This is a genomic window from Actinoplanes sp. KI2, from assembly GCF_025630775.1.
GTDB lineage: Bacteria > Actinomycetota > Actinomycetes > Mycobacteriales > Micromonosporaceae > Actinoplanes.
Genome location: NZ_JAOSZE010000006.1, coordinates 165,171 through 178,901 on the forward strand (window position 1 = coordinate 165,171; position 13,731 = coordinate 178,901).

Below are 13,731 nucleotides of genomic sequence, written 5' to 3' on the forward strand. Positions count from 1 at the left end.
AGAGCCATGGCTAACTACACCGCCGCGGATGTCAAGAAGCTCCGCGATCTGACCGGTGCCGGCATGATGGACTGCAAGAAGGCGCTCGAGGAGGCCGACGGCGACTTCGACAAGGCCGTCGAGTTCCTGCGCATCAAGGGCGCCAAGGACGTCGGCAAGCGGGCCGGCCGCACCGCCGCCAACGGCATCGTCAGCCACTTCGGCAAGGCGCTGCTGGAGCTCAACTGCGAGACCGACTTCGTCGCCAAGACCCCGGACTTCGTCGCCCTGGGCCAGCAGCTGGTCGAGTTCGGCGCGAAGAACAACATCGCCGACGCGGCCGCGCTCTCCGCGGCGACGCTGCCCGACGGCAAGTCGGTGGCGGACACCATCCAGGAGTACAGCGCCAAGATCGGCGAGAAGATCGTCCTCAACCGGTTCGTCGACCTGGACGGCACCGTGGCGGTCTACCTGCACCGCAAGGCGCAGGACCTGCCGCCGCAGGTGGGCGTCCTGGTGCAGTACACCGGCAAGACCGACGAGGCCGCCGACGCCGACGCCCGCGGCATCGGCATGCAGATCGCCGCCATGCGTCCGCGCTTCCTCACCCGCGACGAGGTGCCGGCCGAGGTCGTCGACTCCGAGCGCCGCATCGCCGAGGAGACCGCCAAGGAGGAGGGCAAGCCCGAGAAGGCGCTGCCCAAGATCGTCGAGGGCCGGGTGAACTCCTTCTTCAAGGACTTCGTCCTGCTCGAGCAGTCCTCGGTGGTCGACAACAAGAAGACCGTGAAGCAGATCGCCGACGAGGCCGGGCTGAACATCACCCGCTTCGTACGCTTCGAGGTCGGCCAGGAGTAATACGAGCGCCAGAGGCGGGGGAGGTCGGGAACGCGATTCTGCGTCCGGCCTCCCCGTCACATAAGGTCTCTGCTGGGCACTGAAGGGAAGGCGGGTCTCATGACGATGGTGACCGAGCAGGCAGTTCCGGTTGACGATCCGACCTCGCCGCCCTTGCGGCCCCGCCGGGTCGTGCTGAAGCTCTCCGGCGAGGTGTTCGGCGGAGGCGCGGTCGGCGTCGACCCCGACGTCGTGCAGTCCATCGCCCGCCAGATCGCCACCGTGATCCGCCGTGGCATCCAGGTCGCCGTGGTCGTCGGCGGCGGCAACTTCTTCCGCGGTGCCGAGCTGCAGAAGCGCGGCATGGACCGGAACCGGGCCGACTACATGGGCATGCTCGGCACCGTGATGAACTGCCTGGCCCTGCAGGACTTCCTGGAGAAGGAGGGCATCGAGACGCGGGTGCAGACCGCGATCACGATGGCCCAGGTCGCCGAGCCGTACATCCCGCTGCGCGCGATCCGGCACCTCGAGAAGGGGCGCGCGGTCATTTTCGGCGCCGGCGCGGGCATGCCGTACTTCTCCACCGACACCGTCACCGCCCAGCGCGCGCTGGAGATCCACGCGGACATCGTGCTGATGAGCAAGAACGGTGTGGACGGCGTTTACTCCGCCGACCCGCGCGTCGACCCGGCCGCCGAGAAGCTCGAGACCGCCACCTTCCAGGAGATCATCCAGCGTGGGCTGCGCGTCGCCGATCAGGCCGCCTTCAGCCTCTGCGAGGAGAACAACCTGCCGATGCTGGTCTTCGGCGCGGAGGGGGACGACACGATCGTCCGCGCGGTGAGCGGCGAGAAGATCGGCACGTTGATCACCAGCTGAGCCAACAAAACGTCCCCGCATTTTTGACAAAGCAAGGAGGCGAGAAGAGCCGGTGATCGACGAGACCCTCTTCGAGGCCGAAGAGAAGATGGAGAGCGCGGTCGAGCACGCCAAGGAGGAGTTCGCCGCGATCCGTACCGGGCGGGCCACTCCGGCGATGTTCTCCAAGATTCTGGTGGACTATTACGGCGCGCCCACGCCGGTGACTCAGATGGCCTCGGTCGGTGTGCCGGAGCCGCGCATGGTGATCGTGAAGCCGTACGACGCCAGCCAGCTCGGGCCGATCGAGCGCGCGATCCGCGACTCGGACCTCGGGGTCAACCCCAACAACGAGGGCACCCAGCTGCGCATCCACCTGCCGCAGATGACCGAGGAGCGCCGCCGCGAGATGATCAAGGTGGCCCGGCACAAGGCGGAGGAGGGCCGGGTGGCCATCCGGAACGTCCGCCGCAAGGCCAAGGAGCAGATCGACAAGCTCGTGAAGGACGGCGAGACCGGCGAGGACGACGGCCGCCGCGCCGAGAAGGAGCTCGACGACGTGACGCACCGTTACGTCTCGGTCGTCGACGAGCTCGTCAAGCACAAGGAAGCCGAGTTGCTCGAGGTCTGATGTCCTACCTCGATCCGCGGCCGCAGCACCTAGGCGACGTGACCCCGCAACCCGAGTCGGAGCCCGAGCCCGCGAAACGTGGGCCCGGGCGTCGTCGCGCGGGCAAGAAGGGCACCGGCGGCAAGAGCCGGGCCGGGCGCAACCTCCCGGCCGCCATCGCCGTCGGCGTCAGCCTGGTGCTGCTGGTCCTGGCCTCGCTGCTGATCTGGCCGCCGGCCCTGCCCGGCCTGATCGCGCTGGCCGCCGGCACGGGCGTCTGGGAGATGACCCGGGCGCTCAAGGTGACCGGCGCCGAGCCGCCGCTGATCCCGCTGCTCGGCGGTGCCCTGCTGATGGTCGGCCTGGCCTGGCACGACGGACCCGACTCGCTGCTGATCGGCCTGGTGGTCACGGTCGTCGCGGCGCTGCTGTGGCGGCTGGCCGACGGCCTCCAGGCGGTGCGCAGGGCGTTCACGCCGACCGTCATGATCGCCGTCTACGTGCCGTTCCTGCTCAGCTTCGCGGTGCTGCTCCAGCAGCCGGACGCGAACTCCGACGGCCGCTGGCGGATCCTCTGCACGCTGTTCGCGGTGGTGCTCTCGGACACCGGTGGCTACGTGGCCGGCGTCTTCCTCGGCAAACACAAGATGGCCCCGTCGATCAGCCCCGGCAAGACCTGGGAGGGCTTCGCCGGGTCGATCTGCGCCTCGGCCATCGGCAGCGCGCTGTTCCTCTACTTCCTGCTCGACATCCCGGCGTACTGGGGCCTGCTGTTCGGCGCGGTGATCTCGGTGGTCGCAGTCGTCGGTGACCTGGCCGAGTCGATGCTCAAGCGTGACCTGGGTCTCAAGGACATGAGCAACCTGCTGCCCGGACACGGCGGCGTGATGGACCGGCTGGACTCGATCCTGTTCGCGGTGCCCACCGCGTACCTCCTCTTCGCCGTGATCGTCCATCAGCTATGAGTGACCTACTCTCGCGGCGTGGGACACTGGATACGCCATGACGATTCTTCCGGTCATCCCGACCAGTCCCGATCAGCCCGACGCGGTCACCACCCGGCGCCGCCCGTCGATGCCCCCGCGGCACCTCGCCGACCTCGATCTCGCGGCCCGCAAGGCGGCCGTGACCACGCTCGGCGAGCCGGCGTTCCGCGCGAAGCAGCTCTCCACGCACTACTTCGGCCGTCTGGTCCGCGACATCGACGCGATGACCGACCTGCCGGCCTCGACGCGCGAGCGGCTGACCGGCGACCTGCTGCCCACGCTGCTGACCCCGGTGCGCGAGCTGGCCTGTGACGACGGCGCCACCCGCAAGACGCTGTGGCGGCTGCACGACGGCGCCCTGGTGGAGAGCGTGCTGATGGGCTACCCGGACAGGGTGACCGCCTGCGTCTCGAGCCAGGCGGGTTGCGGCATGGCCTGCCCGTTCTGCGCCACCGGTCAGCAGGGCCTGACCCGCAACCTGTCGATCGCCGAGATCGTCGACCAGGTTGTCTATCTGGCCGGCGTGGCGGCGAGTGGCGCGGTCACCGGCTCACCGCCGCGGCTGTCCCGGGTGGTGTTCATGGGCATGGGCGAGCCGATGGCCAACTACCCCCGGGTGATCGAGGCGGTACGCCGGCTCACCGCGCCCGCTCCGGAGGGCCTCGGACTTTCGCAACGGCACATAACCGTCTCCACCGTGGGTCTCGTGCCGGCAATGCGGAGGTTGATCGCGGAAGAGCTGTCCGTGACCCTTGCGCTGTCCCTGCATGCCCCCGATGATGATCTGCGCGATGAGCTAGTACCCGTCAACCAGCGTTGGAAGGTGGCCGAGGTGCTCGATGCCGCGTTCGACTACGCGGCGCAGACCGGTCGTCGGGTCTCGATCGAGTACGCCCTGATCAGGGACGTCAACGATCAGCCATGGCGTGCCGACCTGCTGGGCAAGCTCTTGCACGGCAAGCTGGCGCATGTGAATCTCATCCCGCTCAACCCGACACCGGGGAGCAAGTGGGATGCGAGTCCGAAACCGGTAGAGCGCGAGTTCGTGCGCCGTCTGCGAGACGCGGGCGTGGCGACGACGGTCCGCGACACCCGGGGTCGGGAGATCGATGGCGCCTGTGGCCAACTGGCCGCGGGCGAGCTCACGGAGGCGAGCGCAGGGGGCGCCGCCGACGCGGAGGTGGCACAGTGACGGGGCGCAGGTCCCAGCGAGCGGAGTGGGAGACGTTGTGACGAGTCAGGGGCAGCGTTTCCGGCGGCGTGCGCTGCGGCGCGGCTACAAGGTCGACGAGGTCGACACCTTCCTCGACCGGGTCGAGGCCACCCTGGCCGGCGAGGCCGTGGGCCCGCCGGTCGGTGCCCAGGAGGTGCACGACGTCGTCTTCCGGGTGCGCTTCGGCGGTTATGACGAGTGGCAGGTCGACCTGCACCTCGACCGCGTGGAGCGACAGCTGGCCGAGCTCGAGGACCGTGGCGGCCGGCCCGTCGACCCCATGCGCGACTCCATGCGCGGCGGTCTGACCACCGGCGGCATCGCCTCGCGCGGCGGCGCGGGCATGACCGGTGCCGGCGGCATGAGCGGCGGCGGTATGGGTCCGGGTGGCATGGGCGGCACCGGCATGGGTGGCCGGATGGCGCCGCCGACCGAGCGGCTGCCCGCTCCGATCCGTGACGACCGGATGCAGCAGCAGCGTCAGCAGATGCCGCCGAGCGACCCGTACGGACGCTACGACGAGCCCGCCCAGCCGCCGTACGGCCAGCAGCCGCAGCTTCCGCAGCGGCCGGGTCCGCCGCCGGGCTACGACCCGGGCGGCTACGACACCGGCGGCTTCGACGGCTTCGAGGCCGGCCGGCACGGCAAGACCGACATGACCGCCGAGATCCGCATGCCGCAGCGCGATTCCGATCCGCGCGGTGGCTACGACTCCGATCCGCGCGGCGGCTACGACTCCGATCCGCGCGGCGGCTACGGCGGCGCGCCGATGAGTGGTCCCCCGATGAGCGGCCCGCCGATGGGCGGCGGCTACGGCGGCCCGCAGCTGCCCCCGCCGATGGGCGAGCCGGGCGGCGAGCTCTACCGCGTCGACCAGCTGCGCCGCACGTTCCAGGTGCGCCGGTTCGGCAGCGGCTACGACCCGATGCAGGTCGACCGGCTGTTCGAGGGCATCCTGCAGGCGATGACCGGGCGCGGCCCGATGCCGGTGCCCGAGAACGAGCTGGACATGCTGCAGTTCGGCCTGGTGCCGGGCGGCTACTTCGAGGCCGAGGTGGACGCCGCCCTGCGCGAGGTCAAGGACATTCTCCTCAGAAGGCGATGAAAATGAAAAAGGCCCGCGAAAGCGGGCCTTTTTCATGAAAGAGAAGCTACTGGTCGTTCGGCTTGAGCCCGTTCCGCCGCAGCACGGCGTCGGCGATCACGATCAGGATCAGGCCCACCGCGAAGACGGCCAGCCAGATGTTCTCGGTGTTGCCCTCGTGGTTGCCCCAGAAGAACATCAGAATGACTGCCGCGGCGCCGAGCGCGCCGAGCCGGGCCAGCTTCCGGTTGCCCGGTTTGAGCTGGTCGGGGGCGTAGACCGGGTCTTGTTCCGCAGACACGGCGAAAGTCCTTCCTCACGAGTGATCCCAGTGCCGTCAAGTCTCGCACGACGCCTCCGGGCGCAAGCCACCAACCCGGACCGGGTACCTTCGAGGCCGTCGGTCAACGACGACAGGAGGAGCGAACAGTGCGGATCACGGGCACCGGCCACGCCAGCATGCGGATCGACACGTCCGCCGGCAGCATTCTGTGCGACCCGTGGGTCAATCCCGCCTACTTCGCCTCCTGGTTCCCGTTCCCCGACAACTCGCTGCTCGACTGGGAAACCCTCGGCGACGTCGACTACCTCTACGTCTCCCACCTGCACCGGGACCACTTCGACGCGGCCCACCTCAAGCGGTTCGTCAGCAAGAAGGCCACCGTCCTGTTGCCGGAGTACCCGACCAGTCAGCTCGAGGACGAGCTGCGCGACCTGGGCTTCACGAGCTTCCTGAAGACCCGGTCCAACGAGGTGCACGAGCTCGACGGCGGGCTCAAGGTGATGATCCAGGCGCTGACCAGCCCCACCGACGGGCCGATCGGCGACTCCTCGCTCTGGGTGGAGCACGACGGCGTACGGCTGCTCAACCAGAACGACGCCCGCCCCACCGACCTGACCACGTTCGCCGAGCTCGGCCACGTGCACGCGCACATGCTCCAGTTCTCCGGCGCGATCTGGTACCCGATGGTCTACGAGCTGCCCGAGGGCGCCAAGACCGCGTTCGGCAAGCAGAAGCGCGACCGCCAGTTCGACCGCACCTGGCGCTACATCGACGACCTCAAGGCCGACCACGTCTTCCCGATCGCCGGCCCGCCGTGCTTCCTCGACGACGAGCTCTGGCAGTTCAACGACATCTTCGGCGACGAGGGGAACATCTTCCCCGACCAGTCGGTCTTCATGAGCGAATATGCCAAGGTCGGCGGAAATAACGGAATTGTTCTTCTTCCCGGCTCCGTGACCGAATTGTCCGCCGAAAAGGCGACGACCACCCACCCCGTCCCGGTCGACGAGTTCTTCGCGAACAAGCAGCAGCACCTCGACGAGATGCGCGCCCGCAAGGCCCCGATCATCGCCGCCGAGAAGGCCTCCTGGCGGCACCCCGAGATCGACGTCCTCGGCGAGCTCAAGAAGCGCATCGAGCCCCTGCTCGAGGAGTCGATCTACCTGGCCCAGGGCGTCGGCGGCCCGGTCCGCTTCGACCTTACCGACACCGACGGCCCGACCGGCACCGTCGTCGAGTCGATCGTGGTCGACTTCCCCGGCAAGCAGGTCCGCCCGTACGCCGACGAAAAGGTGCGCTACCGCTTCAAGACCGGCCGCGCCCTGATCGAGCACCTCATCCACATCGACGAGGGTGACTGGGTCAACTCGCTGTTCCTGTCCTGCCGCTTCTCCGCGGCCCGCATCGGGCAGTACAACGAGTTCGTCTACGCGTTCTTCAAGTGCCTCAGCGAGGAGCGCCTGCAGTACGCCGAGGGCTGGTACGACGAGCACGAGAAGACCGTCGAGGCCGAGGACACCCAGCTCGGCGACTGGACCGTGCAGCGCCGCTGCCCCCACCTCAAGGCTGACCTCAGCCGCTTCGGCATCGTCGAGGGCAACACCCTCACCTGCCAGCTGCACGGCTGGAAGTTCGACCTCCCCAGCGGGCGGTGCCTCACCAGCGTCGGCCACAAGCTCCGGGCGGAGAAGACGCAGTCCTGAGCAGGGCGAGCAGAGCAGGACAAACCCCAAGCAGAGGTACGAGTCGACGGCTCCCCGCCGATCGCGGCCGCCCCCGGCTACCAGCGCGGCCACCTGCCGCGAAAGGTCGTAGCGCGCGTCTCGCGTGAGGCGGTGGGCGACCTCCCGGGACCGCCGGCCCGGCCCCCGCCCCGCCCTCAGGCGCGCATCCGCTGGCGGCACGGCTGCTCTCCAGCCTCAGCCCCCCGTAAGCGTGCGCAGAGCGGGCTCGGAGGCGCAAAAGCGGGGGCGCAGAGCGGGCGTAGCGGCGCGTGGCCGCCGCTCATCGGAGCGACGGCCACTGGCGGTGGTCGGTTTACTTGCCCAGGTCGGCGAGGATGCGCTTGGCCACGTTGTGGCCGGCCGCGCCGATCACGCTGCCCGCCGGGTGGGTGCCGGCCGAGCCCGCGTACAGCCCGTCCACGCCGGTGAAGTACGGCATGCGCTCGTCGAACGCGACCGTGTTGTCGACGTGGTGGATGTGGCCGCCGGTGATGCCGAAGTGCCGCTCGATGCCCGGCGGGGTCAGCGGCATCATGTCCGCCACCAGCTCCGACGTGCCCGGCGCGTACCGGTCGCAGATCGCCAGCAGCTTCTCCACGTACCCGGGCAGCGCCTCGTCCCAGGTCGTGCCCTCCAGCTCGTAGGGCACGGACTGCACGAACAGCGCCGACGAGTGGTGCCCGGCGGCGTCCTGGAGCGACGGGTCGACGGTCGTGTGCAGGTACCACTCGATGGTCGGCTCCTCCGGGAGGCGGCCGGCCTGCACCTCCGCCCACATGGCCCGCAGCGCCGCCATCGGCGACTCGCGGTCGGCCGTCCCGGCCAGGCCGGCCGACCCGGGCAGCAGGTGGATCGTCGACCCGAACGGCGACGGCGTGCCGGCCGGCAGGCAGGAGAACTGCGGCAGCCCGCGCAGTGCCAGGTTGACCTTCAGTGTGGTGCCGGGGCGGCGCACCGACTCCATCCGCGTGGTCAGCGACTCGGGCAGCACCCCCGACGGCACCAGGCTCATCAGCCGGTACGGGTCGCAGGAGCCGAGCACCACCCGGGCCCGCAGCGACCGGCCGTCGGCGAGCACCACCCCGCTGGCCGCTCCGCCGTCCGTCGTCACGCCGGTGACCTCGGCGTCGGTGTAGAGCCGGGCGCCGGCCGCCCGCGCCGCCTCGGCGAACGTCCGGGAGACGGTGCCCATGCCGCCCTCGGCGATCATCCAGGTGCCGTCCGCGCCGGGCAGCCGGCACATGTTGTGCACCAGGAAGTTGTGGCCGGTGCCCGGGTCGTCGGGGCCGGCGTTGAGGCCGGAGAGCCCGTCGGTCACGGCGTACATGCTGATCAGCAGTTCGTTCTTGAAACCGAACCGGGCCAGGTAGTCGGCGACCGAGCCGCGCACCAGATCGATGAACGTGCTCTGCAGCTGCGGCCGGATGTGCCGGTCGGCGATCTCCTCGACACCGGACGGCTCCTCCAGCCAGGCCGGCGCGAGGTCGGCCCGCAGCGCCGCGATCTCGACCGCCAGCTGCTCGTCGGCGGCGATGTCGCGCGGCGAGAAGAAGCGCTCGAGCTGGGCCCGGGTGTCCGCGTGGTTGCGGCCGAACAGCAGGTACGGCGAGCCGGCCGGGCCCGGGGTGGGCAGGAAGTAGTGCGGGTCGCGGCGCAGCACGGGGATGTCCACGTCGAGGGTGCGCAGCAGCTCGGGGGGCATCAGGCCGAGCAGGTACGACCCGGTGGACTGGCCGAGGCCGGGCACCTTCGCGAACGGCCGCTCGGTGCGGGTCGCCCCGCCCAGCACGCTCGCGGACTCGAGCACGACGACGTCGAGCCCGGCCCGGGCCAGCAGAATCGCGGACACGAGACCGTTGTGACCGGCGCCGATGATCACGACGTCGGCTTGGGCGGGGATAGGCGTCATGACGTGCGAGCGTAGCGCGGCCGAAGGCGCGTCGGCCTCATTGCTTCGTACGTGAATTTCCACCCGTATTCACTCACGATCGGCGTGCGGCCCGATCGGCGACCCCCACCGCCGCTCCCCGTGGCCCGGGCGCTTCCGGGAAGATGGACGTATGCGTGACCTCGTTCTGCTCGGCTCGACCGGTTCCATCGGCACCCAGGCCATCGACATCGTCCGGCGCAACCCCGACCGGTTCCGGGTGGTGGCGCTCGGCGCCGGCGGCGGCAACGTGGCACTGCTCGCCGAGCAGGCGCTCGAGCTGGGCGTCGAGGTCGTCGGCGTGGCCCGGGCCAGCGTCGTGCAGGACCTGCAGCTCGCCTTCTACGCCGAGGCGCAGCGGCGCGGGTACGCCACCGGCGGCTTCCGCATCCCGCGGATCGTGGCCGGGCCGGACGCGATGACCGAGCTCGCCCGAGTGCCCTGCGATGTGGTGCTCAACGGCGTCGTCGGCAGCCTGGGCCTGGCGCCGACGCTGGCCGCGCTCGAGTCCGGCCGGATCCTCGCCCTGGCGAACAAGGAGTCGCTGGTGGCCGGCGGCCCACTGGTGCACAAGGTGGCCAAGCCGGGCCAGATCGTGCCGGTCGACTCCGAGCACTCGGCGCTCGCCCAGTGCCTGCGCGGCGGCGCGGCGGCGGAGGTGACGAAGCTCATCCTGACCGCCAGCGGCGGCGCCTTCCGGGGCCGGCGCCGCGAGGAGTTGGCCACGGTCACGGTCGAGGACGCGCTGAAGCACCCGACCTGGGACATGGGCCCGGTCGTCACGATCAATACGGCCACGATGGTCAACAAGGGTCTCGAGGTGATCGAGGCGCACGAGCTGTTCGGGGTCGCGTACGACGACATCGAGGTGATGGTGCATCCCCAGTCGGTGATCCACTCGATGGTCGAGTTCGCCGACGGCTCGACGTTGGCCCAGGCCAGCCCACCCGACATGCGGTTGCCCATCGCGCTGGCGCTGGCCTGGCCGGAGCGGGTGCCGGGCGCGGCCGCCGCGGTGAACTGGCGGGAGGCGCACAACTGGGAGCTGCGTCCGCTCGACGACGAGGCCTTCCCGGCCGTACGCCTGGCGAAGGACGCGGGCCGGCAGGGGCACTGCCGTCCGGCGATCTACAACGCCGCGAACGAGGAATGTGTGGCCGCCTTCGTCGCCGGTCGGCTACCTTTTCTGGGCATCGTCGACACCTTGGAGCGGGTCCTCGCCGCGGCCCCGGAGTTTGCCGAGCCGGGTACCGTCGAGGAGGTGCTTGCCGCCGAGGCATGGGCTCGTGCCCAGGCGCAGCGGATGATCTCAATTGTGGCCGAAGGAGCCTGATGCTGTACTGGCTGGGAGTGGCCGGTTTCGCGCTGACCATCCTGATCTCGGTGAGCCTGCACGAGGCGGGTCACATGATCACCGCCAAGCGCTTCGGCATGAAGGTGACGAGGTACTTCGTCGGCTTCGGCCCGACCGTGTTCTCATGGCGCCGGGGCGAGACGGAGTACGGCTTCAAGGCGATCCCGCTCGGCGGCTTCTGCAAGATCGTCGGGATGACGCCACAGGACGACGACGTCGCTCCGGAGGACCAGCCGCGCGCGATGTGGCGGTTCCCGGTCTGGAAGCGGACCATCGTCATGTCGGCCGGCTCGATCACCCACTTCCTGCTGGCCCTCGCGGCCGCCTGGGTGGTCGCCTTTACCATCGGCCTGCCCAACACGTCGTACCCGGTGACCACCGACGCCCAGCTCGCGCAGAAGCCGTACATCGAGATCTCGGACTGCGCCTGGATCAACATCCCGGCCGACGGGCACTCCTGCACGCCGGGCGAGGCCGGCTCGGTGCCCGGCCCGGCGTACGCGGCCGGCCTGCGCAACGGCGATCTGATCACCAAGGTCGGCGGCACCGCGGTCGGCACCTACGGCCAGCTCACCGACGCGATCCGGGCACAGAAGGCGGGCCAGGTCACCTTCGAGTTCGTCCGCGACGGCGTCACCAAGACGATTCCGGTCACCCTGGTCGCGGCCCAGCGCAAGCCGGTCACCGACGACAACGGCCCGGTCAGCACGGTCGCCGTCGCCGGCCTCGGCTGGGACCGCGAGAGCGTCCCCGGCACGATCAAGTACAACCCCGCGTCGGCGGTCGGCGGCACCCTCAACTACGGCTGGTACATCGTCGAGAACACGTTCCGGTCGCTCGGCCACATCCCGGGGAAGGTGCCGGCCCTGTGGCACTCGCTCACCGGCAGCGAGCGCGACCCGAACACCCCGATCAGTGTGGTCGGCGCGAGCCGGCTCGGCGGCGAAGCCATCGAGCACGGCGTGCCCCAGCTGTTCCTGAGCATCTTCATCACGCTCAACATCTTCATCGGCATCTTCAACCTGCTGCCGCTGCTCCCGCTGGACGGCGGGCACATCGCGATCGCCTGGTTCGAGCGGGTGCGGTCGTGGCTGTACGGCCGTTTGGGTAAACCCGATCCCGGGCGAGTCGACTACTACAAGCTGATGCCGATCACGTACGCGGTCATACTCATCGGCGGCGCGTTCACGCTGTTGACCGTGACCGCCGACATCGTCAACCCGATCCAGATCTTCAGCAGGTGATGCGAAAGTGACCGCAGTCAGTCTCGGTATGCCGGCCGTGCCTCCTCCGCCGCTGGCACCCCGTCGGGCGAGCCGCCAGATCATGGTCGGCAGCGTGCCGGTGGGCGGCGGCGCGCCGGTGAGCGTGCAGTCGATGACGACGACGCTGACCTCCGACGTGAACGCCACCCTGCAGCAGATCGCCGAGCTCACCGCGTCGGGCTGCCAGATCGTCCGGGTGGCCGTCCCGTCGCAGGACGACGTCGAGGCGCTGCCCGCGATCGCCAAGAAGTCGCAGATCCCGGTGATCGCCGACATCCACTTCCAGCCGAAGTACGTGTTCGCGGCGATCGACGCCGGCTGCGCGGCGGTCCGGGTCAACCCGGGCAACATCCGCCAGTTCGACGACAAGGTCAAGGAGATCGCGAAGGCGGCCTCCGACGCCGGCATCCCGATCCGGATCGGCGTCAACGCCGGCAGCCTCGACAAGCGCCTGCTGGAGAAGTACGGCAAGGCCACCGCCGAGGCGCTGGTCGAGTCGGCGCTCTGGGAGTGCTCGCTGTTCGAGGAGCACGGCTTCCGGGACATCAAGATCTCGGTGAAGCACAACGACCCGGTCGTCATGATCCGCGCGTACCGGCAGCTCGCCGAGCAGTGCGACTACCCGCTGCACCTGGGCGTCACCGAGGCCGGCCCGGCCTTCCAGGGCACCATCAAGAGCTCGGTCGCGTTCGGCGCGCTGCTCGCCGAGGGCATCGGCGACACGATCCGGGTGTCGCTGTCCGCCCCGCCGGTCGAGGAGATCAAGGTCGGCAACGCGATCCTGGAGTCGCTCGGCCTGCGTGAGCGGGGCCTCGAGATCGTCTCCTGCCCGTCCTGCGGCCGCGCCCAGGTCGACGTCTACACGCTCGCCGAGCAGGTGACCGCGGCGCTGGACGGCTTCCCGGTGCCGCTGCGGGTGGCGGTCATGGGCTGCGTGGTGAACGGTCCCGGCGAGGCCCGCGAGGCCGACCTCGGCGTCGCCTCGGGCAACGGCAAGGGCCAGATCTTCGTGAAGGGCCAGGTGATCAAGACGGTGCCCGAGTCGGTGATCGTCGAGACCCTGGTCGAGGAGGCGTTGCGCCTCGCCGACGAGATGGGCGCCGATCTGCCCGACGAACTGCGCGAGCTGATGCCGGGGCCGCAGGTCACCGTGCACTGAGGGTCACCAGTCACGGTCCGCCTCGGCCGCCGGGTCGGGGCGGCGCGGCTTGCGGAGCATGCGCGGGGACGGCCAGATCGCCGGGGGCGGCCCGCCGACCCACACGTACTCCAGGCGGTCCAGGAGCCCGTCGTGGCCGAAGAGGAGGATCGCGTCGCCGTCGGTGCCCGCCACCCTGGCATCCGCGATCAGCTCCAGGCCGTCCGGGCCGCCGCGGAAGTCGACGGTCGGGCAGCCGCACCCGCACGTGCCGACCACGCGCAGGTCGGTGATCTGCTGCCGGAGCCGGACGCCGTCCACATCGGGCAGGTCAAGCAGAGCGGCCACCATCGCTAGCTCGTCGTGGCTCAGAAGCCGGCTCGTCTCCGCGTTCATGAACCTAAGGTTGACAGATCAGATCGAGCCCCTCTGAACTGGACCTTTGCATGATCGTGGAGCAGCCCGGGGCA

The 13,731-nt window shown here is 69.9% G+C and carries 13 protein-coding genes; 10 read left to right on the forward strand and 3 right to left on the reverse strand.

All coding sequences use genetic code 11. The features are described from left to right. Nucleotides 1–6: 6 nt before the first annotated feature. The 6 genes from tsf to ODJ79_RS08395 all read left to right on the forward strand — a co-directional run bounded on the left by tsf (nucleotide 7) and on the right by ODJ79_RS08395 (nucleotide 5,591). Complete coding sequence (gene tsf, locus ODJ79_RS08370; RefSeq protein WP_263022743.1) at nucleotides 7–837, forward strand: translation elongation factor Ts; 831 nt, start codon at nucleotides 7–9, stop codon at nucleotides 835–837. A 99-nt stretch (nucleotides 838–936) separates the two neighbouring features. After that, nucleotides 937–1,698 carry a UMP kinase gene (pyrH, locus tag ODJ79_RS08375; protein ID WP_263022744.1) on the forward strand — a complete coding sequence of 254 codons (762 nt, stop codon included), beginning with the start codon at nucleotides 937–939 and terminating at the stop codon, nucleotides 1,696–1,698. 52 nt (nucleotides 1,699–1,750) lie between these two features. Further along, complete coding sequence (gene frr / locus ODJ79_RS08380; protein ID WP_263022745.1) at nucleotides 1,751–2,308, forward strand: ribosome recycling factor; 558 nt, start codon at nucleotides 1,751–1,753, stop codon at nucleotides 2,306–2,308. Then, on the forward strand, nucleotides 2,308–3,252 hold the full coding sequence (locus ODJ79_RS08385; RefSeq protein WP_411267283.1) for a phosphatidate cytidylyltransferase: 945 nt from the start codon (nucleotides 2,308–2,310) through the stop codon (nucleotides 3,250–3,252). Before frr ends, ODJ79_RS08385 begins: the two co-directional genes overlap by 1 nt. Nucleotides 3,253–3,289: 37 nt before the next feature. Beyond that, entirely contained in the window at nucleotides 3,290–4,465 is a 1,176-nt protein-coding gene (gene rlmN, locus ODJ79_RS08390; RefSeq protein WP_263022746.1) for a 23S rRNA (adenine(2503)-C(2))-methyltransferase RlmN, read from the forward strand. A gap of 37 nt (nucleotides 4,466–4,502) precedes the next feature. Next, entirely contained in the window at nucleotides 4,503–5,591 is a 1,089-nt protein-coding gene (locus ODJ79_RS08395) for a DivIVA domain-containing protein (protein WP_263022747.1), read from the forward strand. Between the two features lie 46 nt (nucleotides 5,592–5,637). Here the strand turns inward: ODJ79_RS08395 and ODJ79_RS08400 are convergent, their stop codons facing one another. Next, nucleotides 5,638–5,871, reverse strand: coding sequence for a DUF2631 domain-containing protein (locus ODJ79_RS08400; protein WP_263022748.1), 234 nt, complete (start codon nucleotides 5,869–5,871; stop codon nucleotides 5,638–5,640). A gap of 128 nt (nucleotides 5,872–5,999) precedes the next feature. On the opposite strand from ODJ79_RS08400, the gene ODJ79_RS08405 reads away from it, so the two are divergent. After that, complete coding sequence (locus tag ODJ79_RS08405) at nucleotides 6,000–7,556, forward strand: Rieske 2Fe-2S domain-containing protein (RefSeq protein ID WP_263022749.1); 1,557 nt, start codon at nucleotides 6,000–6,002, stop codon at nucleotides 7,554–7,556. A gap of 334 nt (nucleotides 7,557–7,890) precedes the next feature. Here ODJ79_RS08405 and ODJ79_RS08410 read toward each other — a convergent pair whose 3' ends face one another. Beyond that, on the reverse strand, nucleotides 7,891–9,486 hold the full coding sequence (locus ODJ79_RS08410) for a phytoene desaturase family protein (RefSeq protein ID WP_263022750.1): 1,596 nt from the start codon (nucleotides 9,484–9,486) through the stop codon (nucleotides 7,891–7,893). Nucleotides 9,487–9,637: 151 nt separating this feature from the next. Between ODJ79_RS08410 and dxr the strand changes: the two genes are divergently transcribed. The 3 genes from dxr to ispG are packed head-to-tail and all read left to right on the forward strand — an operon-like array spanning nucleotide 9,638 to nucleotide 13,282. Continuing rightward, nucleotides 9,638–10,837, forward strand: coding sequence for a 1-deoxy-D-xylulose-5-phosphate reductoisomerase (dxr, locus tag ODJ79_RS08415; RefSeq protein ID WP_263022751.1), 1,200 nt, complete (start codon nucleotides 9,638–9,640; stop codon nucleotides 10,835–10,837). Next, entirely contained in the window at nucleotides 10,837–12,102 is a 1,266-nt protein-coding gene (locus ODJ79_RS08420; protein ID WP_263022752.1) for a M50 family metallopeptidase, read from the forward strand. The genes dxr and ODJ79_RS08420 overlap by 1 nt, the downstream gene beginning before the upstream one ends. Before the next feature lie 7 nt (nucleotides 12,103–12,109). Then, nucleotides 12,110–13,282 carry a flavodoxin-dependent (E)-4-hydroxy-3-methylbut-2-enyl-diphosphate synthase gene (gene ispG / locus ODJ79_RS08425; protein ID WP_263022753.1) on the forward strand — a complete coding sequence of 391 codons (1,173 nt, stop codon included), beginning with the start codon at nucleotides 12,110–12,112 and terminating at the stop codon, nucleotides 13,280–13,282. A gap of 3 nt (nucleotides 13,283–13,285) precedes the next feature. Here the strand turns inward: ispG and ODJ79_RS08430 are convergent, their stop codons facing one another. Beyond that, nucleotides 13,286–13,657, reverse strand: coding sequence for a hypothetical protein (locus tag ODJ79_RS08430; protein WP_263022754.1), 372 nt, complete (start codon nucleotides 13,655–13,657; stop codon nucleotides 13,286–13,288). Nucleotides 13,658–13,731: the final 74 nt, after the last annotated feature.